This is a genomic window from Flavobacteriales bacterium (assembly GCA_020635855.1).
In the GTDB taxonomy this organism is placed as follows: domain Bacteria; phylum Bacteroidota; class Bacteroidia; order JACJYZ01; family JACJYZ01; genus JACJYZ01.
In genome coordinates this window covers 936,244-957,196 of the sequence record JACJYZ010000002.1, presented here as the reverse complement: position 1 = coordinate 957,196, position 20,953 = coordinate 936,244, and the positions used below count along the sequence as shown (strand labels likewise).

Annotated in this window: 19 protein-coding genes; 12 read left to right on the top strand and 7 right to left on the bottom strand. The window is 51.4% G+C overall.

The genetic code is table 11. From position 1 onward, the window contains the following. Positions 1-215: 215 nt before the first annotated feature. The gene (locus H6585_03975; protein ID MCB9447483.1) at positions 216-965 is read left to right on the top strand and encodes a YdcF family protein; all 750 of its coding nucleotides are present in this window, start codon (positions 216-218) and stop codon (positions 963-965) included. A gap of 115 nt (positions 966-1,080) precedes the next feature. Next, positions 1,081-1,320 carry a hypothetical protein gene (locus H6585_03970; protein MCB9447482.1) on the top strand — a complete coding sequence of 80 codons (240 nt, stop codon included), beginning with the start codon at positions 1,081-1,083 and terminating at the stop codon, positions 1,318-1,320. Positions 1,321-1,333: 13 nt separating this feature from the next. Here H6585_03970 and H6585_03965 read toward each other — a convergent pair whose 3' ends face one another. Then, positions 1,334-3,976 carry a valine--tRNA ligase gene (locus H6585_03965; GenBank protein MCB9447481.1) on the bottom strand — a complete coding sequence of 881 codons (2,643 nt, stop codon included), beginning with the start codon at positions 3,974-3,976 and terminating at the stop codon, positions 1,334-1,336. 204 nt (positions 3,977-4,180) lie between these two features. Between H6585_03965 and H6585_03960 the strand changes: the two genes are divergently transcribed. The 3 genes from H6585_03960 (at position 4,181) to H6585_03950 (ending at position 6,602) form a co-directional block, all read left to right on the top strand. Further along, on the top strand, positions 4,181-4,666 hold the full coding sequence (locus H6585_03960) for a DUF1573 domain-containing protein (GenBank protein ID MCB9447480.1): 486 nt from the start codon (positions 4,181-4,183) through the stop codon (positions 4,664-4,666). Next, complete coding sequence (locus tag H6585_03955) at positions 4,666-5,070, top strand: DUF1573 domain-containing protein (protein ID MCB9447479.1); 405 nt, start codon at positions 4,666-4,668, stop codon at positions 5,068-5,070. Before H6585_03960 ends, H6585_03955 begins: the two co-directional genes overlap by 1 nt. Positions 5,071-5,372: 302 nt before the next feature. Continuing rightward, on the top strand, positions 5,373-6,602 hold the full coding sequence (locus tag H6585_03950) for a pyridoxal phosphate-dependent aminotransferase (protein ID MCB9447478.1): 1,230 nt from the start codon (positions 5,373-5,375) through the stop codon (positions 6,600-6,602). A gap of 167 nt (positions 6,603-6,769) precedes the next feature. Here the strand turns inward: H6585_03950 and H6585_03945 are convergent, their stop codons facing one another. Continuing rightward, entirely contained in the window at positions 6,770-7,975 is a 1,206-nt protein-coding gene (locus H6585_03945; protein MCB9447477.1) for a DUF1343 domain-containing protein, read from the bottom strand. A 43-nt stretch (positions 7,976-8,018) separates the two neighbouring features. Between H6585_03945 and H6585_03940 the strand changes: the two genes are divergently transcribed. Continuing rightward, positions 8,019-9,251, top strand: coding sequence for an ABC transporter permease (locus tag H6585_03940; protein ID MCB9447476.1), 1,233 nt, complete (start codon positions 8,019-8,021; stop codon positions 9,249-9,251). Between the two features lie 67 nt (positions 9,252-9,318). Here H6585_03940 and H6585_03935 read toward each other — a convergent pair whose 3' ends face one another. After that, positions 9,319-9,690 carry a four helix bundle protein gene (locus H6585_03935; GenBank protein ID MCB9447475.1) on the bottom strand — a complete coding sequence of 124 codons (372 nt, stop codon included), beginning with the start codon at positions 9,688-9,690 and terminating at the stop codon, positions 9,319-9,321. Between the two features lie 152 nt (positions 9,691-9,842). Here H6585_03935 and H6585_03930 point away from each other — a divergent pair, with 152 nt between their 5' ends. From H6585_03930 to H6585_03910, 5 genes are all read left to right on the top strand, one after another. Next, positions 9,843-11,201, top strand: coding sequence for a cystathionine beta-synthase (locus H6585_03930; protein ID MCB9447474.1), 1,359 nt, complete (start codon positions 9,843-9,845; stop codon positions 11,199-11,201). 3 nt (positions 11,202-11,204) lie between these two features. Further along, entirely contained in the window at positions 11,205-12,011 is an 807-nt protein-coding gene (locus tag H6585_03925; protein ID MCB9447473.1) for an ABC transporter substrate-binding protein, read from the top strand. A gap of 298 nt (positions 12,012-12,309) precedes the next feature. After that, positions 12,310-13,620, top strand: coding sequence for a T9SS type A sorting domain-containing protein (locus H6585_03920; GenBank protein ID MCB9447472.1), 1,311 nt, complete (start codon positions 12,310-12,312; stop codon positions 13,618-13,620). A gap of 173 nt (positions 13,621-13,793) precedes the next feature. Beyond that, positions 13,794-14,936 carry a hypothetical protein gene (locus H6585_03915; GenBank protein MCB9447471.1) on the top strand — a complete coding sequence of 381 codons (1,143 nt, stop codon included), beginning with the start codon at positions 13,794-13,796 and terminating at the stop codon, positions 14,934-14,936. 109 nt (positions 14,937-15,045) lie between these two features. Then, positions 15,046-16,587 carry a peptide MFS transporter gene (locus H6585_03910; protein MCB9447470.1) on the top strand — a complete coding sequence of 514 codons (1,542 nt, stop codon included), beginning with the start codon at positions 15,046-15,048 and terminating at the stop codon, positions 16,585-16,587. Positions 16,588-16,651: 64 nt separating this feature from the next. On the opposite strand, the gene H6585_03905 is transcribed toward H6585_03910, so the two are convergent. Together H6585_03905 and H6585_03900 are read right to left on the bottom strand one after the other, a co-directional pair. Beyond that, positions 16,652-17,194, bottom strand: coding sequence for a methyltransferase domain-containing protein (locus H6585_03905; GenBank protein ID MCB9447469.1), 543 nt, complete (start codon positions 17,192-17,194; stop codon positions 16,652-16,654). After that, the gene (locus H6585_03900; GenBank protein ID MCB9447468.1) at positions 17,173-17,511 is read right to left on the bottom strand and encodes a class I SAM-dependent methyltransferase; all 339 of its coding nucleotides are present in this window, start codon (positions 17,509-17,511) and stop codon (positions 17,173-17,175) included. The genes H6585_03905 and H6585_03900 overlap by 22 nt, the downstream gene beginning before the upstream one ends. Before the next feature lie 168 nt (positions 17,512-17,679). Here H6585_03900 and H6585_03895 point away from each other — a divergent pair, with 168 nt between their 5' ends. Beyond that, a complete protein-coding gene (locus H6585_03895; protein ID MCB9447467.1) occupies positions 17,680-18,156 on the top strand; it encodes a hypothetical protein in 477 nt (158 codons plus the stop codon). 241 nt (positions 18,157-18,397) lie between these two features. On the opposite strand, the gene H6585_03890 is transcribed toward H6585_03895, so the two are convergent. Together H6585_03890 and H6585_03885 are read right to left on the bottom strand one after the other, a co-directional pair. Then, positions 18,398-19,027: a gliding motility-associated C-terminal domain-containing protein gene (locus tag H6585_03890; protein ID MCB9447466.1), complete on the bottom strand. Its 630-nt coding sequence runs from the start codon at positions 19,025-19,027 to the stop codon at positions 18,398-18,400. Further along, positions 19,024-20,712: a type IX secretion system membrane protein PorP/SprF gene (locus tag H6585_03885; GenBank protein MCB9447465.1), complete on the bottom strand. Its 1,689-nt coding sequence runs from the start codon at positions 20,710-20,712 to the stop codon at positions 19,024-19,026. Before H6585_03885 ends, H6585_03890 begins: the two co-directional genes overlap by 4 nt. Between the last annotated feature and the right edge of the window lie 241 nt (positions 20,713-20,953).

Sequence of the window (20,953 nt, the reverse complement as noted above, 5' to 3'; positions counted from 1 at the left end):
GACTTCAGCATCATGTACATTCAACTAAATAAAATATTCCGGTTAAGACCACTCATGAAGGTTTGCGAATGTAGCAAAAAAGGGCAGTTTTTTCAACTTTCTTCCGGTCTGTCCCACCGGGTAAGTGCGTCTTCGGTATTTGGAAGTTTTGCTACTTTCGAAGCGGATTCCGGCCCGGACGCATCGGGCACATACAGATCAAACCCATCGAACCGATGTTCTTCATCTTCTCCAAGCTGATCGCCTTTCTGACCACCCCCTTCTTCTGGGTTGTGCTGCTGATGTTATATGGTTGGTGGAAAAAGAAAAGGAAGGCATTGGTAGCGGCGGGCATCACCCTGCTGGTGTTCTCCAATTCATTCATCCTTGATGAGGTATCACGACAATGGGAACCACCGGCGGTGCATCTTGACACGCTGGCCAGGGACTATGACGTAGGGATCGTGCTGAGCGGCATGGTATCGTATGATCAGACACTTGAACGGATAGGGTTTCACGAAAGCATCGACCGGATGTTGCAGGCAGTGGATCTGTATAAGCAGGGATTCATCCGGAAGATCCTGATCAGCGGCGGATCAGGAAGTATCCTGGAAGACGACAGGGAGGCCTTGTTATTGCAGGAATACTTCACCCGCATCGGGCTTCCGAAAGAAGACATACTGATTGAGCCCGAATCCAGGAACACCCACGAAAATGCCGTCAACAGTTCCATGTTACTGAAGGAGCACCTGCCTCACGGCAAATACCTGCTGATTACTTCGGGCTATCACATGCGAAGGGCGCTGGCGTGTTTCCGAAAAGAAGGCATCGATGCGGATCCGTTTGTCACCCACCGGAGCAGCGGTCCCCGCAAATTCATTCCCGACCACCTGCTACTGCCCAGTGCCTCCACCCTTGCCGGCTGGGAAAGGCTTACCCATGAATGGGTCGGCTACCTTGTTTATGCCGTGACCGGCTATGTCTGAGGCAGGTCTTCTATAGGGCAATAATGTTAGGTTATTGTTATTTCTTACACGTTTGTCGACAAATTCATGGAAAATTTTACCTTTGCGTGCGGTTTTAGACAAAACTGAGCATCCAATGGCGCCCGAATTCAGAGACTTACCCAAACGTACCCTTGTAACAACGGTCATTATGGCTGTTACCCTGGGGGGAGTATTTATGGTTGATGTGTACATCAAACCCACTGTGCAGCAATCACCCGATGAAAAGATCGTAACACCTGTTCACCACGAGGAGGTGTCTGCCAAGCACCTGGTACAGCTACCTGCTGCAGTGCCCCAGGCGGGAGCGATCTCTTTCAGTCAGTCGGGTAAATAACCAAGGCTTCAGGTCAGGCGGTGAGTGCCGCCAGCTGTGCTTCCAGGACTTTGATCCTGGCCTCTGCATCCGCTTTCTTCTTTTGTTCGGCTTCCACCACCTGTGCGGGGGCGCCGCTCACGAAGCGTTCGTTGCCCAGTTTCTTTTCCACAGATGCGAGGAACCCTTTGACGTAGTTGAGTTCTTCCTCAAGCTTCTTGCGGTTCCCTTCCAGGTCGGCGCCTTCGGGCAGGGGAATGTACATTTCCGTTGCGCCCACCAGCAACATCTGGCTTCCTTCCGGTTGATCTTCTACCCATGATAGTTCAGCAAGGTTGGCCAGCTTGGCTAGCATGCCTTCCAAAACCCAGGATACAGACAACTCATTGCTACGCTTGATGCTTATGGTCAAGGGATCTTTGGGTGACATGCCGTGTTCGTTACGGAAATTCCGGACGCGCATCACCAGTTCCCGGGTATGATCAAATGAACGGATCAACTCCAGGTTCACATGGCCTTCGTCTTCAGGCCAACGTGATGTCATAATAAATCCTGCCTTCTTCTCATCTTCCAGGTTTTGCCACAATTCCTCGGTGATAAACGGCATAAAGGGGTGAAGCATCGCCAGCAGATCCCGCAGGTATTTGCGGGTAATCTCCATGGTTTCAACGTCCATCGCCTGACCTTTGGCCGGCTTGATCATCTCCAGGTACCATGAGCAGAAGCCGTCCCATGTAAGCTTATACAGGGTCATCAGCGCATCCGACAATCGGAACTTATCAAACTGATCATCCAGCTGCGCCTTTGCATCTTTCAATGCTTCCCCGAACCATTGAATGGCTTCCCGGGCGGCCTGACTTTGCTGCGCATTCGCGTCCACCTCGAAACCTCGGATGAGCCTGAATGCATTCCACAGTTTGTTGTTGAAGTTGCGGCCCTGTTCGCACAGTCCTTCATCGAACGGCAGGTCATTCCCGGCGGGTGAGCACAGGAGCATGCCCACACGTACACCATCCGCTCCGTACTTCTTAATGAGTTCCAGCGGGTCGGGTGAGTTGCCGAGCGACTTGGACATTTTCCGGCCTTGCTTGTCGCGCACGATGCCGGTCAGGTACACATTCTTAAAAGGCAGTTCGCCGCGGTATTCGTAACCGGCCATGATCATGCGTGCCACCCAGAAAAAGAGGATCTCGGGGGCGGTCACCAGGTCATTGGTGGGATAGTAATAGGATATGTCTTTGTTCTTCGGGTCTTTGAAACCATCGAAAACGGAGATGGGCCAGAGCCATGAAGAGAACCAGGTATCCACCACATCTTCGTCCTGCCTCAGGTCGGCAGCTGTCAGGTCTTTGTTACCCGAGGCTTCCCGGGCAAGCGGCAGGGCTTCTTCGGCGGTTTTGGCTACCACCACATCTTCTTCACCCGGACCGTAATACCAGGCCGGGATGCGTTGCCCCCACCAGAGCTGGCGCGAAATACACCAGTCCTTCACGTTCTCCATCCAATGTTTGTAGGTATTGATGAACTTGGGCGGGTAAAAACGGATGTCGCCGTTGACCACATGTTCGAGGGCAGGTGCGGCCAGTTCTTTCATCCGGCAGAACCACTGCATGCTCAGGCGCGGTTCAATCACAACATGCGTGCGTTCCGAGTATCCCACCTTGTTCATGAGGCTTTCGATCTTCACCATCAGGCCTTCTTCCTTCAGCGCTTTGGCCACGGCATCGCGTGCTTCAAAGCGTTCCATGCCTGCAAACCTGCCGGCTTCCTTGCTGAGGGTGCCGTCGGCCTCCATGATCTGGAGCATGGGGAGTTGGTGGCGTTGACCGATCTCATAGTCGTTCACATCGTGAGCGGGTGTGATCTTGAGGGCACCTGTACCGAATTCCGGATCCACATAGGTATCTGCGATGACGGGCACGAGGCGGCCGGTGAGTGGCACCTTCACCTGTTTCCCGATAAAGGATTGGAACCTGGGATCATCAGGGTGTACGCAAACAGCCGTATCACCGAGGATGGTTTCGGGTCGGGTGGTGGCCACTTCCAGGAAGGCATCTTCACCTTCTACGGCATACTTCACATAAAACAGGCGCGACTGTTCTTCCTGGTGATACACCTCCTCATCGGAAACGGCGGTGAGTGCCCTGGGGTCCCAGTTCACCATGCGGTATCCGCGGTAGATATGTCCTTTCTTATGTAGGTCGATGAATACATCCAGCACGGCATCCGACAGGTCTTCTTCCATGGTAAAGCGTGTACGGTCCCAGTCGCAGGAAGCTCCCAGTTTCTTCAATTGTTCCAGGATGATACCGCCATGTTTCTCTTTCCAGGCCCAGGCATGTTCAAGGAAGGCTTCGCGTGTGAGATCGGATTTCTTAATACCCTCTTCACGAAGTTTGGCCACCACCTTTGCTTCGGTGGCGATGGAAGCGTGGTCGGTACCCGGCACCCAGCAGGCGTTCTTACCGAGCATACGTGCCCGGCGTACCAGTACATCCTGGATGGTGTTGTTCAGCATGTGCCCCATGTGCAGTACACCTGTCACATTGGGCGGAGGGATAACAACTGTGTAAGGTTCCCTGTCATCCGGTTCGGAATGAAACAGCTTTGCATCCGTCCATGCGGTGTACCACTTATCTTCAATGGCAGCGGGGTCGTAGGTTTTCGCGATTTCCATGTCTTCAAAATATGCAAGCGCGAAGTTATGATTTTTGGCGATTCTCCTGACACGAAGCATGTCACGCGCCTGCTTGGCACGATTTGTGAAGACATCTTTATCAGGAGTTAACAATTGGAATTGTTTACATTTACAGGAATAAATGGCTACTTTTGTTGTAGCATCTTCTACTGCACCTAAATTGAAACCTTAATAAATACCACCATGAAAAAATCAGTTTTAACCTTAGGACTTGCGCTTTGCGGCACCTTATTCGCATTTGCACAGGACGCGGCACCTGCTGCTCCGGCGCCTCAGGACAATCCCAACGCACCCGAGATCCAGTTCGAATCGGACGTGATCGACTATGGCACCATTGACTATGAAGCCAATGGTGAACGTGTCTTCAAATTCAAGAACACAGGTAAAGAGCCGTTGGTGATTCTGAGCACGAATGGTTCTTGCGGATGCACCGTGCCTTCTCACCCTACCGAGGCCATCAAGCCAGGTGAAACCGGTGAGATCCATGTGAAATACGCCACCAACCGTGTAGGTCCCTTCACCAAAACCGTTACGGTAACTTCCAATGCCAAAACCGCCACCAAGATCCTGAAGATCAAAGGTACGGTGAAAGCAAAACCGGAAGAGCCCGGAATGACCCCGGTACAGGACAACAGCCACACACCGGTTGCCACACCTGATCACAACTAATGAAAAAGATCACCTATCTGATCCTTTTGAAAACCCTGCTTTTTGCGGGGTTTTCTTTTGGTCAGAACCCAATACCTACTCCCGCATTCCGGTTCGAATCGGACGTGTACAAGTTCGGAAAGGTGCAGGCGGATAGCATCCTCTCCTTCTTCTACACGTTTCAGAACACGGGCAATGCCCCCCTGGTGATTGCCGACATCAAGGTCGAGTGCGGATGCACACAGGCCGACTGGCCCGATCAGCCCGTGGCCCCGGGAGCAACGGATACCATCTTCGTTGCCTTCGATACTGCCGGTAAATGGGGCTTCCAGAAACGTACACTTGAAATCACCGCAAACACCCTGACCAATCCGACCATCCTTACTTTTAAAGGGGTGGTGGAGAAAGAGAAGTTACGGGATTAAGGAGATGTCAATGGCTCCTTTCAGTCGCGTAAATGCGCTGCGCTGTAAAGAGCTCCCTTCGGTCGTGTCAATTGCCTCGGACTCTTATTGACTGACGAATACTGCATATTGTTTCCACCGAAGTAACAACCTTGGGAGCCGGCCGCTCCGAAACCCTGAATTTCAACTTGCCTGCCTGCCGTTGCTTTAGCGGATGAGGTGGACTCGCGACTTGAGACCCGTCACTGCAAATCATACGCACTTAATTCCTACCTTTGCAGGCTAACTATTTTCAAGATTTTACTTTAACGATAACCGACGTTATGCCTAAGATTTCTCAGAAAGGGCAGCAGATGCCAGCCTCCCCCATCCGTAAACTGGTACCCTTTGCGGAAGGCGCCAAGAAGAAGGGTCGTACCGTGTATCACCTGAACATCGGTCAGCCTGACATCGAAACACCTGCCAATGTACTGGACGCGATCCGGAACTTTGACCTGAATGTGATTGAATACAGTCACTCCGCCGGTATCGAAAGCTACAGGAAGAAACTGCTTGAGTATTACACAAAGGTGGGCATCGAGCTGACACTCGATCAGCTGATCGTAACTGCCGGTGGTTCGGAAGCGTTGCTGGCCACCTTCATCACCTGCATGAACCCGGGCGATGAGGTGATCATCCCCGAACCTTTCTACGCCAACTACAACAGCTTTGCCCTGGCCGCCGGCGTGGTGGTAAAGCCTGTTACCTCTTATATCGAAACAGGTTTCGCCCTGCCCCCGGTGAGTGAATTTGAAAAGCTGATCACCCCGAAGACCAAGGGCATCCTGATCTGCAACCCCGGCAACCCGACCGGATATCTCTACACCCAGGAAGAACTGGAAGCGCTGCGCCAGCTGGTGCTGAAGCACGACCTGTTCCTGATCGCCGACGAGGTATACCGCGAGTTTTGCTACGGAGATGCCGTTCACCATTCCACCCTGAACCTCGAAGGTTTGGAAAAGAATGTGGTGATGGTGGATTCCGTATCCAAACGCTACAGCATGTGTGGCGCCCGCGTAGGTTGCATCGTTACCCGCAACAAGGAAGTATTTGACGCGGCCATGAAGTTCGCGCAGGCACGTTTGAGTCCGCCCACCCTGGGCCAGGTAGGTGCCGAAGCCGCCGTAGACACCCCAGAATCTTATTTCAAGGAAGTAAAGGATGAATATGTGAAGCGCCGCGATACCGTGGTGAATGCGCTGCGCAAGATGGATGGCGTTACATGTCCCCTCCCCAACGGTGCCTTTTATGTAATCGCCCGTTTGCCGATCGACGATGCCGACAAGTTCTGCCAATGGTTGCTGGAAAGCTTCGAGCACAACAACCAAACGGTTATGCTTGCCCCGGCCACCGGATTTTATTCCACCCCGGGTCTTGGCAAGCAGGAAGTGCGCATCGCGTATGTACTGAACCTGGAATCGTTGAAGAACGCCATGGCTGCCCTGGAAGCCGCATTGAAAGTATACCCGGGTCGCACGGAAGCGGTGGAAGCGAGTGCCAAAGCGCATTCCTGATCCATGCTTAACCGATGATATCCATCCCCTGTCGACAACGGCAGGGGATTTTTGTTGGTCCTATTTGGAGGAGATGTTGTTTTGAACCACATAGGCACATAGCGCAGATAGGCTATGTGGTTTTTCTATTGTGACCTATATATCTATGTGGTTCAAAACTTCAGCCTTTATTCAAAGTCGGGATATAACAGGTACTTGCGGCGGAGTTGTTTGAAGTCAGACAGTGCCGGCTCCCAGCTTTTGCGAATGTCTTCCTCCTGCACCTGCGCCATGATTTGCCGACGTAGGGCATGATTGCCAGCCAGCTTGTCAAAGGAACTCCGGAAGAAATCCTTGCCCATATTCATATCCCGGTAAGCTTCCAACAACCAGAAAAGGTATAATCTGCCTGCATTCTTGATGTAGATATCACCGAATTCAGTCACGTCCATCCCCTTGCACAATTCACCCTTGAATTTCGGATCGGGAGCTGCGCCAGGTATTGATTGGGGGGTGAAAGTGATCTTGCCTGCCTTGAAATCAGGATGGCCGAACACCTGGAACGGTTTGTCTGTGCCTCTGCCCACGCTCATCACCGTACCTTCGAACAGGCACAGGGACGGGTACAGGTAGATGCTGGCCATGTCGGGCAGGTTCGGAGAAGGTTTCATCGGAAGTTCATAGAACATGCTGTGATCCCAATGTTCACAGGTCACCACCTGCAGGTTGCATGCACGTCCGCCTTCCAGCCAGCCTTCGCCATTGATCATCCGGGCCAGTTCACCCACGGTCATGCCGTGCACGATGGGGATGGGATGCATCCCAATGAACGACTTCACGGAATCGTCCAGCACAGGACCATCCACATAAAAACCATTGGGGTTGGGGCGATCGAGCACGACGAAGGCCACATTGTTTTCCGCACAAGCCTCCATGGCATAGTGCATGGTGGAAATGTAGGTATAGAATCGGGCGCCAACGTCCTGGATATCGAACACCACCACATCCAACCCCTTGAGATCGGCGGGCAGCGGTTTCTTGTGGCTGCCGTATAGTGACACAACGGGCAGGCCGGTACGTTCATCCTTTTCATCGCTCACCTTCTCCCCTGCACCATGGTCGCCACGAAAGCCGTGTTCGGGAGCAAACACTTTCGATACCTGCACACCGAGCGAGAGCATGGTGTCTACCAGATGGGTTTGCCCTATGCGGGATGTGGGATTGGCTATCAGTCCGACCTTCTTCCCCTTCAGCAGCGGCAACCACTGTTCGGTCCGATCGGCACCCGTGCGCACCGGCACCGGGGCGGTTTCTTCCTGTCCGAGCGGTTTGGCTTCGAACGCTGCCTGACCACAGGCCGTTTGCGTGAGGCTCAACAGCAGAACCGCGGCCATCAGGCACAAATGTTTACCTTTAGAACGAGAATTTGAACTGGGCATGAACACTGAATACTTTATTGCCCGCCGGATGCTGAAAGGCAACAACCAGGGTTTGGCGGAACTCTCCAGGCCGATCGTACGGATCGCCACCCTGGCAGTGATGTTGGGCATTACGGTAATGATCGTGGCTATTGCTATCGTCACAGGATTCCAAAAGGAGATCCGCGATAAAGTTATCAGTTTCGGTTCTCATATTCAAATCAACAACTACGACTTCAACACGTCGTACGAGCCCACCCCCATTACCACCGATCAGAAATTCCTGCCCGAACTCCGCAAGACCCCCGGCATCCAATCGGTTCATGCCTATGCATCCAAGGCAGGCATCATCAAAACCGACACCGAGATTCAGGGGGTGGTGATGAAGGGTGTGGGAACGGATTTCGACTGGGCGTACTTTTCGAAGAAGCTGACCGAGGGGGATGTGTTGACATTGTCGGACAGCAGCCGTTCCAACGACATCCTCATCTCCAGGAGCCTCGCCACCAAGCTGGGCCTGCATGTGGGAGAAAAAGTGAATACCTTCTTCATCGAGGACCCCACCCACTCGCGTTCACGCAATTTTCTGATCAAAGGCATTTATGAAACCGGACTGGAAGAATTCGACAACCTGTATGTGTTCTGCGACATCCAGCAGATCCGCAAACTGAACGACTGGGCTCCTGACCAGGCGGCGGGGTTCGAAGTGCTGATCGACAACTACAAGGACATTGACAGGATGGGTACCGTCGTCAACGACATGGTGGGTTACCAATACCTGGCGCAAACGATCAAGGAGCTGTACCCGCAACTGTTTGACTGGCTCAACCTGCAGGACATGAACGTGGTGGTGATCCTGGTGCTGATGTCGATCGTGGTGGTGTTAAACATGACAACCGCCATCCTCATCCTGATCCTGGAGCGCACCTCCATGATCGGTATCCTCAAATCCATGGGTGCCAGCAACTGGCAGATCAGGAATATCTTTTTATACAACGCAGGGCACATCATCAGCCGCGGCATGCTCTGGGGCAACCTGACCGGCATCGGTCTGTGCCTGTTGCAACAGTACTTCGGCATCATCCCGCTGGACCAATCGTCATACTACCTGTCGCAGGTCCCCATCAACCTGCAGCTTTCCCATCTGCTCATCATGAATGCCGCGGCCTTTGTGGTGATTGTCGCAGTGATGATCCTGCCGACGTATTTGGTGGCGCATGTGAGTCCGGTGAGAGCGTTGCGGTTTAGCTGATGCTAATTAGAAATGAGGAATTAGAAATTAGAAATTGAGCGGCAAGAGAACCGTAAATCGCAAAGATTTATGGTTTGCTTTTCGTGGTTTGGATTTTTGCTTTCATGGTTTTTTGAATGCTGCTCAGAATACGCATTAACTCTTGCGCATCTGTCATGATGCCTTTCACCTCCTCCTGTTCCAATATTCCACTATCCACCAAAAGCCTGATCCAAAACAAAGTTTCCCGACTCTCTTTATACGCAATGGTCATCCTTGCTAAAAAATCCCTGCTGCTTTGTCCTCCAATGGCTTCTTCCACATTAGCCGCTATTGAAGTACCACATCTTAGCAGTTGACGACCCAATGTATATTCCTTTTTTTCCACAAGCTTTTTATGGAGCGTAATTACATGTATAACGAAACTGTAACTTTTATCTTGAACAATGTTCCTTTTCATAGGCCACAAAAATGAAGCATCCATTTTACTTCATTGGCGGATCTTTTGCCACATCTTACTTCTGCAAGAAGATCCCTCATTTTATCCAGCAAATATCATGTACAATGCTCATTTCTAATTCCTAATTTCTAATTACTCATTACCTTTACTCCATGTATTACAACAACATCATCGAAACCATCGGCAATACGCCGTTGGTAAAACTGAACCGAATTGTGAAGGAAGTGCCGGCGACGGTGCTGGCCAAAGTGGAAACGTTTAATCCGGGCAACTCCGTGAAGGACCGCATGGCGCTTCGCATGATTGAAGATGCGGAAAAGGCGGGCAAGCTGAAGCCGGGCGGAACCGTCATCGAAGGCACCAGCGGTAACACCGGCATGGGACTGGCACTCGCCTGCATTGTGAAAGGATACAAACTCATTTGCACCACCAACGACAAACAGAGCAAAGAGAAGATGGACGTGTTGCGTGCCATGGGTGCGGAAGTGGTTGTTTGTCCGACCAACGTGGCACCCGACGATCCCCGTTCCTACTACTCCGTTGCACGAAAGCTCAACCAGGAGATTCCCAACTCGTTTTACCCGAACCAGTACGACAACCTCTCGAACCGGGCCGCACACTACGACACCACCGGTCCGGAGATCTGGAAACAAACCGAAGGCAAGCTGACCCACTTCGTGGTGGGCGTAGGCACCGGCGGCACCATCTCCGGTGTATCCAAATACCTCAAGGAGCAGAACCCCGACATCCAGGTCTGGGGCATCGACACCTACGGCTCGGTATTCAAGAAATACAAAGAAACAGGGGTGTTCGACGAGAAAGAGATCTACCCTTACATCACCGAAGGCATCGGGGAAGACATCCTGCCGAAGAATGTCGACTTCAACCTGATCGACCATTTTGAGAAGGTGACCGACAAAGACGGCGCCATCTATGCGCGCCGCCTCGCCCGTGAAGAAGGCATCTTCGTTGGTTATTCCGCCGGTTCGGCCGTGGCCGGGATCGTGCAGATGAAAGACCAGCTTTCCAAAGACGACGTTGTGGTGGTGCTCTTCCACGATCATGGCAGCCGGTATGTGGGCAAGCTTTTTAATGACGACTGGATGCGTGAACGCGGGTTCCTCGAGAAGGAAGTCTACACCGTGGGGCAACTCATCCACAACCGTTCGGAAAAAGACCTGATCTCGGTATCTGTGGATCAGACCGTGGCCGATGCCGTGAAGAAGATGACCGAGTTCGACATCTCCCAACTGCCCGTGTTGAAAGACGGGAAGCTGGTAGGCGCCTTATCAGAAGGTGCGCTGTTCGCGAAACTGCTGAACGACCCGGCCTTGAAATCAGCCAGGGTGGAAGATGTGATGCAGGGCCCCTTCCCCACCGTATCTCTGAATGAAGCGGTGGAAGATGTGGCCAAGCTGGTGAACAAGGAAAACCCCGCCGTGGTGGTGGAAGAGAACAGCCAGTTTCACATCGTTACCAAACACGACCTCATCCGCGCACTGGCACGGTAAGTGATGCCGACCTACACCGACCAGACCGGCCATTCCATTGAGTTGAACGCCCCTGCACGGCGCATTGTATCCGTAGTGCCCTCCCAATCGGAATTGCTGTGGGACCTTAACCTGCGCGATGAACTGGCAGGCATCACCAAGTTTTGCATCCATCCGGAAGACATGTTCCGCTCCAAAACCCGCGTGGGTGGCACAAAGGTGTTGAACATGGACACCATCGATTCCCTGCAGCCCGACCTCATCCTGGCGAACAAAGAAGAAAACGAGAAGATACAGATCGAAGCCTTGCGGGAGAAATACCCGGTGTGGACCAGCGACGTGCGCGACCTCCCCTCTTCCCTTGAAATGCTGGTGGAAGTGGGCAAGATGACCGACCGCCTGGATGCCGCCTACGAATGGGTGGGAAAGATATCCGATGCCTTTGCCGTACTGCCATCGGTACCACTTGCACAACAACCTTCGGCAGCTTACCTGATCTGGCACAACCCTGTGATGCTGGCAGGTGCAGACACCTTTATTGACGACATGCTGTTCCGCTGCGGCTTCCGCAATGTATGTCCAGCTAACCAGGGCCACTACCCTTCGGTGACAACGGAAGGATTGAAAGCCCTCAAACCCGACTTCCTGCTACTGAGCTCGGAACCCTATCCCTTCAAAGAAAAGCACAAAGAAGCATGGCAGGAAAGAATGCCCGGCACACAGGTGATCCTGGTGGACGGTGAGCTGTTCTCCTGGTACGGTTCAAGACTGGCGAAAGCGCCGGAGTACTTTTTGGAAGTGAGGAAGGCGTTTGTTGCTGGACTCAGATGAAGAGTCGCCCTCCTCTCCCGTACATACGGGATTCTATGGGGTAAACCGGTTACAAGTTGATGCGGCCGTAATGTCTGATACAGACCAGAAATTCCCATAACTCCAGATTCACAACTTACCGGATGCTCATTTATTCCTACCGGATATTTTATGGTCGCTTGAGAATCGCCGGTGATCGTTTACTTTTATATTTCAAATGAAATGCAGGCAAGATCATTTGTTCGAGGCCCCTGCTATCCAATATAATCAGGTTGATGATTTCATATCATCCATGTTTTTATTCCTCATCTTGTTGAACATGAAACTGCACACCTATATAACAACCGCATGCATCGTGGGGATTTTCTCGCTGACTGCTTATGCCCAGCATCCCCTATCCGATGTTTCCCCGAACCCTATGCTGTCAACGCAGCATTCGCCGGAAGATCAACGCCTGAACAACCTTTCGCTCTCTCCGATTACGGCCCTCTGTGACAGCAGCTACACCTGGGTATGGAACGATTCGTCCTCTAGCTGGGGCCTCTCTTCAAAGGAGCTATACATCTACAACACCCAAAACCAAATCGCAGAAACCACCTTCCTGGATTGGACGGGAACCGACTGGGTGTTATGGAGGCGCCAATTCAATATATACAACACGCACAACCAAACGGATTCCATTCTGATGGTGGAATGGGCCAATCAAACATGGAACAACCTTGGCCTCACTGTCTATATCTATGATGCAAATGACCAGGTAGTCAATATTGTAAAAAAAGCATGGAAAAACGGAGCCTGGGAAAACACAGCACAGTACACATACACCTACGATTCCAACAATGACCGGGTAAAGTATCTGGTTCAGTTCTGGAACAACGGGGCCTGGGAAAACAGCAGCCAGGAATTTTACACGTACAACACCGATCATACGATCGCGGACCTGGTTCACCAGGCATGGACCACCGGTCTCTGGGAGAACTTGTGGCGGATGACCTACACTTATGACCTCAATCTGAATCTAACGGACATTCAGCAAGAAGGATGGCAAAACACAAGCTGGGAGATCCTCGGACATACCGTTTATACATATGACCCCAACAACAACCGAACGAACACTCACGATTCCCTGTGGGATGGTACTTCATGGCAACCGATGAAAAGAACAACTGAAGCATACGATACCAACAACAACCGAACAAATTATCTGCAGGAAACCCGAAGCAACAGCACATGGATAAATGACTTTGAACTCCATTGGGTGTATGATGCAAATGATGTTGAAAAGATCCTTGTCTACACCAATTGGGATCAGTCCGGTTCATCCATTCAGTACGCCGACAGTACCCTTTACTTTTACCACCTCATTAACGGCATCCCCGAAAAGCAGCAAGCGCAAGGGTTCAGGCTCTATCCCAACCCGTTTTCCACACAAACCATGCTGCTATTCGATCAGGAACAACACAACAGCCGGATCCGTGTTTTTGATGAGATGGGAAGAGAAGTAGAAAACCAATCCTTCTCCGGACGTCATTTCATATTGAACCGGGATAGACTGCCATCAGGCAACTATTTCATCCAGGTGACGGACAACCACGGCGGGCGAATGGCGAAACAGATCACCATCCGGTAGCGCTTTATGTTCCAAAGGACATCCGCCTCTCTCCTTGTCCTTACCTCCTGCTGACGGTCGCAAGAGTACGGTGCAACTTTCGCCGAGCGCAGCCTCAAACTTGTAACGATTCCCGCCACCCGGTTGGAGGAATCAACACTTTTCTATCTTTATGACACCATATATGCATGCAAATGGGAACACCTGAAACCATACGTTTTTATATTCTGGCTCATATCTTCATTTCCTTCACGGGAGGTGTATTGTTGCTTGCATTGTGGTACAACATACGGCAACGTTTCAAAGCCATCCTGGAAGAAGAAGACGCCAGGAAGCGGGTAGACAAAGGTTTGTTGTACCTGAGTGCATCCATGTTCGTTTGGGTGGCGTCCGGTTGCTGGGCTTACATCGGAACCGGATTAAACTGGGATCACACCCTCTATTATAAGGTGGGTGAAACCATGTTCTCTTTGGTGAACAACCTTTTCATGGCATTGGCCCTGTTTTACTTTTACTATGCGCCCGGCTTCATCTACAGCAACGAGCGCAACATCTCAAAGATCATCGCTGCCATCGTACTGACGGCACTGGCTACTTTCGCACTAACGCTGTTTCAACCGGAGAACAGTCACTACTGGATCGTTGGCATCCCTGATCTGATCATATCCGCATTCCTGTGCGTGCTGCTGGTGGTTTCCTTTTACAAGGCCTTTGTCAGCAATCACCTGCACGTTGTGGCCGTCATTTCCATCATTGTACTGACATTGATGTTCGCCTCCCAATTACCCCAGGTATTCCTGTCGCTGGACAACCGCTTTGTAAACACATTGCTGAAGCTGGTGAGCAAGACGTCTCTCATCGCGTTGTTCCTGCTGCTTGCCACGAACTGGGTCATTCGTCTTGCCCTGGCTCCCAGACCCGCCGAGATGAAGATCCGCTTCATGGATTGGTCACTGGTCAGGATCAGCATTCCCTCCAAGGATGTAAATGACGTGGTGATCGACTTCGGTTCGAAAACGACGCAATACAGGAACCTGCTGAAGTTTGCCATCCGCCGGAAGCATGGCGATGCACAAACCCAAAGCATCCTGATCGGTATGGGCGGAGAGATCACCAACCAAACTTACCTAAGTCGCATCATCGACAACATGAACCAGGTACTCCGGCTCGACAAAGAAAGCAAACTGGAACGAAGGGATCTGTTCACTTTCATCGGCGAAAGTCGGTACCGCCTGCGCATGGTCCCGGAGAACATCGTGATTGATCCCGCCTTGCTCGGGGAGTTCATCAACACCCCTGAAAACAAAGAATATAAGGCCCTGTGTAACGGATTGTAACCGGAGTTACAATTCCTGACAATCAACAAATTTCCCGAATACTTTGCGACAGGCCTTCGTGATATGATACCTGTGCCGGTTCTTGGACCCTATCCAAAAAACCAAGCACATGCAACCAACCAACACCCTTTTATTCGGACACCCAAAAGGCCTCCTTTATTTGTTCTTCGCCGAGCTATGGGAGCGTTTCTCTTTTTATGGAATGCGGGCGCTGCTCACGCTGTACATGACCAAAGAACTGCTCTTCACCGATCAAATGTCCTTTGGCATTTATGCCGCTTATATGTCATTGGTATATGTCACGCCTGTGATCGGGGGCTTTGTGGCCGACCGGATCCTCGGGTATCGGAAAGCCATTGTGCTTGGCGGGATACTGATGGCCATCGGGCATGTTCTGCTAACCATTCAAACACCGGTGTTCTTTTACGGGTCACTGGCCATCATCATTGTAGGAAACGGCTTCTTCAAACCCAACATCTCCTCGTTCGTGGGCGCGCTGTACCCTAAAGACAGTTCAAGGCGTGACGCCGGGTTCACGATCTTCTACATGGGCATTAACATCGGGGGGGCGGTAGCCCCCATGTTATGTGGTTGGGTGGCGCTCACATACGGATGGCACTTCGGATTCGTGCTTGCCGGTATCGGAATGCTCACCGGACTCCTGGTATTTCGCCGGGGGCTGCAAAAGGAAGTATTCGGCACGCACGGCCTGCCTCCCAACAATGCCAAGTCCACTCCCGGTAAGTTCGGGCTGAGTTCCCGACAATGGGTAGTCATAACGGCCGTCCTGGCTGTTCCTCCCATGGCCCTGCTGGTGAAGCTTTACATGTATGAACATGTTCTGGTGTGGCTGCTCACGGGCATCCTGATCGGCATACTGGTTTACATTTACAGAACCTCGGATGCAATGGAACGAAGCCGCTTGTTGGTCGTGGTGTATTTCACCCTCCTTGCCAGCGCTTTCTGGGCGGTTTTCGAGCAGGGAGGCAGCTCGCTCACCCTTTTTGCAGACAGGAACGTTCGCCTGGCCGGCCTGAGCGCCGCACAAACCAACAGCATCAACTCCGGGTTCATCATGTTTCTGGCCATTCCCTTTTCCATGCTTTGGACCTACCTCAACCGGTACAACCGGAACATCGGTTCCGCTTACAAGTTCGGCATCGGGTTGCTGCTTACGGGACTGGCTTTTGTGGTGTTCGCGGCATCTGCCAACCACGCGGATGCTGATGCACAAACCCCGATGTTTTACCTGGTTGCAGGGTATTTCGTGCTGACCGTTGGTGAAATGTTCCTCTCTCCCATCGGTTTGTCAAAAGCCACCGAACTTTCACCGGCCAAATACATTTCCTTCGTGATGGGGGTGTGGTTCACCTCGTCTTTTTACGGACATTTCTTTGCAGGAAAGATTGCCGGGATGACCGGGGTGAGCGATTCGGGTGACTGCTTATTCTGCGACGGCATATGGAGCCGCATCATTCATTGGATCACCGGCCTGAACCATGATGCTACCCTATCCAGGGGTGAAGCATTCACCCAGTTGTATGCATATGTTTCCGTGTACGCCGTCATCGGGGTTTCCACCCTGGCATTGGGGATATTGGCGTTGGCGCTTGCACCCTTTGTAAAGGGCAGGATGAAAGGTGTGAAATGATGGAGATCACAACCCGGTGATAGAGGATCCTCCTGCGAACACCCGAAAACGGGGTATTCCCATCTCAAGCCTCTTTCACAGACAGGATCACTTTGTATTCCCACAGCTTTGCCTTGAGACCCTTGTATTGGTAGATGCCGCATTTGTAGTGGTTCCTGGCAAACCGTGACACCCTGGGGTTGATGATCTTGTACAGTTCAGAGGGTGTTGCAGCCAGAAGGGACGCCCGGTACATGTGCTTCGCACTTCGCTGAACGGCCTGGGTATAATCATCCACACGGGTGCTGCCAAATCCGGCCTGGCTGAGGTTCTTCACAAAAGACTCCGTTGAGCTCAGGTTGGCAACGGCCCAGGTATGGCCCCATTTTTTGATCCAGTTATGCGGGTCGGATTGACCGTCGCTGGTCAGGAAACAATCGCTCATGATCAGCCTGCCTCCCTTCTTCAGCAACCGGTATGCTTCTTTGATGAACCTGGTTTTATCCTCTGCCGAAGAAACGCTTTCGCACGCCCAGATCACATCAAAGGATTCATCCGGAAAAGAGGTTTGGGTGTAGTCCATCAACTGGAAGTCGACCCGGTCTTTCAATCCTTTTTCAGCTGCCAAAGCCGGGCAAAACCCACTTGCCTTTCACTCAGCGTTATTCCGGTGACCTTTACCTTTTTACGCTCACTCACGAATATGGCCGCTCCTCCGACGCCACAGCCTGCATCCAGGATGCGCTCATTGTCCTTGATTCCGGCCGTTTCCATCATGATCCTGTTCGTGTTGAAAATGGCTTCCCTGAAATTTCTGGTGGATGTGTCCCATATCCCGTAATGCAGGGAGTGGCTTCTTTTGATGTCCCACCATTGCTCATAATGGATGTGGGTGGTGTTGTAATATTCAGCAATGTCCTTTGCCTGGAAGGTCGTCTCATTCATGGTGTGCACATCTCAAATTTTTCCGGCGTGAATATAGATAAAATCCATTTTTGAACGGCCTTCCGGAGAAGATGAAAGCGGCCAAACATTCACGATCCATCTGTTGTCATCCACCATTCATCATTGGTCATTCTTAATTCGTCATTCTTAATTCGTAATTTTAACCACATGCGCACCCGCTCATTCTTCCTGCTCCTCCTCCTTTCCGCCTGCGGACCGTCTCAATACGAACGGGAATTGCAGGTGCAGGTAGACAGCTTGCAACACCAGGTGGCCAGAACCTACAAACCGGGGCTGGGAGAATTCATGAGCAACATCCAGGCCCACCACAACAAGTTATGGTTTGCCGGACGGCACCGGAACTGGAAGCTGGCCGATTTTGAGATCCATGAGATCATGGAAGCGGTGAACGACATCGGAACGTTCCAGGCGGAACGGAAAGAAAGCAAGATGGTACCGGAGATGCTCACGCCTGCATTGGACACACTCGCAGATGCCATCCGGTTGCAGAACGGCGAGGAATTCGACAAGCGTTTCGAGGCCCTCACCAACACATGTAACAACTGTCACCGCGCCACCGGTTTCGAGTTTAACGTGGTGAAGGCTCCGGAAACACCGGCGTATGATAACCAGAGGTATGAGTGAGTCGGGAGTGAAGAGTGGCGAGTTTCAAGTTGGCAACCGGAGATACCGGGGCCGTTGACTCCAAGGAATATCATGTTGATAAGCGAGAGAGAGCGGAACACTGAAGGTCTGCCACAATGGGTCAACAGTAAATAGTCAATGGCTGGTTGGAATCCATTGACGCGACCGCAGGGAGCTTCTGACCATTTACACGACCGAAGGGAGTAACTTACCACCAAAAGACTTGCCGTCCGCAACAACCTCAATAGATCAGCTGAAGCGTTCCGGTGCGAACCAGGTTCTCTTCCTTTTCGGTATCGTACCGGATGAGGTAGTTGTATTTCCCGGGACGCGCTTTTTTGCCCGAAGGCAGCAAACCATCCCAGCCCCTCCACCATAACTCATAACCATAACTGTATACCAGGCAGCCATTCCAATCATAGACGTTGCAATCCTTTATCTGAATATTGACTGCGGACACACCCCAGTAGTCATTTATACCGTCCCCATTCGGGGTGAATGCACTGGGCACATACAACGCAGGCAAACACGCTCTTACATTCATCAAAAGGTAACTATCACACGTACCTTTTACCGTATCACATATTTGCAGGAAAAGCTCCACTTCCTTACTAAGGGTAATGGATGAAGCCGTGTCCGCCCATGGCATCCAAATATATCGGGCATTGGGAATATTCAGTTGGGAGGCATCCAATGTGATGGATTCGTATGGATACATGCAAAACTCCTGTCCGCTGTACAATTCAACCTCAACTTTTTTATTTTCCCAATCCTCCTGGTAAACAACATGTTCAATATCTTTCTTTGAACAGCCTACAAACATCATCAAAAGGATGAAGCCTCCGAACCCTATGGCAATATGTTTTTTCATTTGATCTGATACCTGGCTGTTACCCGAAGCATGCTCACATTGCCTGCGGCCCTAAGCCATGTTTTAACAGGGAATGTTAATCCCGCACCCACACGCAATCCTTCCAACGGGGAACCGCCAACGGATACATCTAAAAAATTCCTGTTCCGCAGCCCCACCACCCCGTAGTACTTACCGGCGTACGAAACAGACACCTGCGGTCTGAGCAATCGGTAAGGACCGAACTGAGCTTCAAATGATGGTGATGCGATCCATTTGTCGTGCCATGCAAAATGGTAAGCGGCGTAGGCATTCAGCACCCATTCTCTCACTGGAAATTGGGTAGTGTTACCAAACATGCCATGCCTGGATTCGAATACATCCCTGAACGCCAATCCCACTTCATGGTGCTTTCCCGAATAAAACACACCTGCGTGGAGGTTGTAATGGGTTTCCCTGTCATCCTTGGGAGCCCTTTGCTGGGTTGGGTAAATGAACCCGAGATCGGGATTAATCTGATCATAAAACGTAGTAGCATCCCAGTTTAACAGGGTGGTTCTCTGTTGAAACGCCGCTCCTAATCTCATGTATTGATATCCGCGCAGGTGCAATGCATGGGCATATGAGATCATACGCTGCTGCAACCAGCATCCGGCCTCGTCATACACCCGTTGTTCAGCATATCCCAGGCTGTTTTTCTTTGAGCGGCCCAGGTTTACCTCCGCCCTGGCGCTGAAAGCAAACGATCCTCTTTCGCTGTCGGCGGTGGTCGCATGGTTCAGAAAGTCCGGCCTGTCTCGGGAAGCATCGAAGCCAACCGACAACCGGGAACACGCATAACCGGTGTAAGCCGGATTATCTTCCAACGTATAAGTTGTACTCTGGAAAATATGGCCGGATGCCAGGGAGTCGGGATTCCATTGGTCCAGCGAATCCAAAGACATTACAGAAGATTCAGGAAGCTCGTGGTTTTTCCGGTAGGCATCCAACTCTGCATCTATCTTTGTCAGCTTTGCCCGTGAACGTTCCAACGCAAACCCGAACCCTGCATTGGCAGCAAGCTGAACAGGATGTGTCACTTTGATAACAGGACCGTAATAGGAAGGATACGACTCCTCCACACGTTGTATAAACGGTGCCACATTGAAAAAGAAAACGGTTCCTCCTTCCCATGGTTGGTACCGGTATCCCAGCTTGGCAAAAGGCGAAGTCAAGGAAAAAAAAGGCGAAACAAATAATCCCATACCGGTTGTAAAATGTCCCCTGCCGGTTCCCAACATCAGGTTGACTTCCGGATATAAGATTATCAAGGATTTCTCCGTACCGTTGATATCAGCCACGGTAGTACCCACTCCTGCCTGAAGAGACAGGCTGGTAAAAACGCTCAGTGGTATCCTTCCATCATAACATAAACTGTAGATACTGCCATACGAACTCAAGGCCCAAAATGCATCTGCATAGATGGAATTTGTGGCCATATGTCCGAACTTATTCAACCACATCATCCGTTTGTGTTCAGAGCTTTCCTTGCCATTATCAATGGTGTCGGTAAGTTCTGGTACATCCGGAATATGCCCATCGCCGACCCAGATACCGGGCAGTGACACCTCTGGCATTTCTGTGGCTACACCTTGTGACGGTTGTGCCACAGCCATACCCACCAGCATCAAGCTCGCCAGAAGAAGAAGTATCAATCGGTACGACATGCACCAAATGTAATGTAATATTTAATCTGACACAAGATATGTAAGATAATAGCACCCGTTTTCAGCGAGGACCACGGTTGCTGATGAGTGTTTATCATTCACATATGCACCGGTGAACCGCCATCTGCTCTTTCACCCTCCCCTGGCAAGCCAACCGACCGAATACATATTCATCCCTACCGGATACTAAGTTGTGTGCGAACACCTGACATTTCACGCTTACATTTACAAGGATGCGGTG

Coding starts and splice junctions, on each gene's coding strand:
- H6585_03975 (MCB9447483.1), top strand. CDS start 216: ATGTTCTTCATCTTCTCCAAGCTGATCGCCTTTCTGACCACCCCCTTC.
- H6585_03970 (MCB9447482.1), top strand. CDS start 1,081: ATGGCGCCCGAATTCAGAGACTTACCCAAACGTACCCTTGTAACAACG.
- H6585_03965 (MCB9447481.1), bottom strand. CDS start 3,976: ATGGAAATCGCGAAAACCTACGACCCCGCTGCCATTGAAGATAAGTGG.
- H6585_03960 (MCB9447480.1), top strand. CDS start 4,181: ATGAAAAAATCAGTTTTAACCTTAGGACTTGCGCTTTGCGGCACCTTA.
- H6585_03955 (MCB9447479.1), top strand. CDS start 4,666: ATGAAAAAGATCACCTATCTGATCCTTTTGAAAACCCTGCTTTTTGCG.
- H6585_03950 (MCB9447478.1), top strand. CDS start 5,373: ATGCCTAAGATTTCTCAGAAAGGGCAGCAGATGCCAGCCTCCCCCATC.
- H6585_03945 (MCB9447477.1), bottom strand. CDS start 7,975: ATGGCCGCGGTTCTGCTGTTGAGCCTCACGCAAACGGCCTGTGGTCAG.
- H6585_03940 (MCB9447476.1), top strand. CDS start 8,019: ATGAACACTGAATACTTTATTGCCCGCCGGATGCTGAAAGGCAACAAC.
- H6585_03935 (MCB9447475.1), bottom strand. CDS start 9,690: ATGAAAAGGAACATTGTTCAAGATAAAAGTTACAGTTTCGTTATACAT.
- H6585_03930 (MCB9447474.1), top strand. CDS start 9,843: ATGTATTACAACAACATCATCGAAACCATCGGCAATACGCCGTTGGTA.
- H6585_03925 (MCB9447473.1), top strand. CDS start 11,205: ATGCCGACCTACACCGACCAGACCGGCCATTCCATTGAGTTGAACGCC.
- H6585_03920 (MCB9447472.1), top strand. CDS start 12,310: ATGAAACTGCACACCTATATAACAACCGCATGCATCGTGGGGATTTTC.
- H6585_03915 (MCB9447471.1), top strand. CDS start 13,794: ATGGGAACACCTGAAACCATACGTTTTTATATTCTGGCTCATATCTTC.
- H6585_03910 (MCB9447470.1), top strand. CDS start 15,046: ATGCAACCAACCAACACCCTTTTATTCGGACACCCAAAAGGCCTCCTT.
- H6585_03900 (MCB9447468.1), bottom strand. CDS start 17,511: ATGAATGAGACGACCTTCCAGGCAAAGGACATTGCTGAATATTACAAC.
- H6585_03895 (MCB9447467.1), top strand. CDS start 17,680: ATGCGCACCCGCTCATTCTTCCTGCTCCTCCTCCTTTCCGCCTGCGGA.
- H6585_03890 (MCB9447466.1), bottom strand. CDS start 19,027: ATGAAAAAACATATTGCCATAGGGTTCGGAGGCTTCATCCTTTTGATG.
- H6585_03885 (MCB9447465.1), bottom strand. CDS start 20,712: ATGTCGTACCGATTGATACTTCTTCTTCTGGCGAGCTTGATGCTGGTG.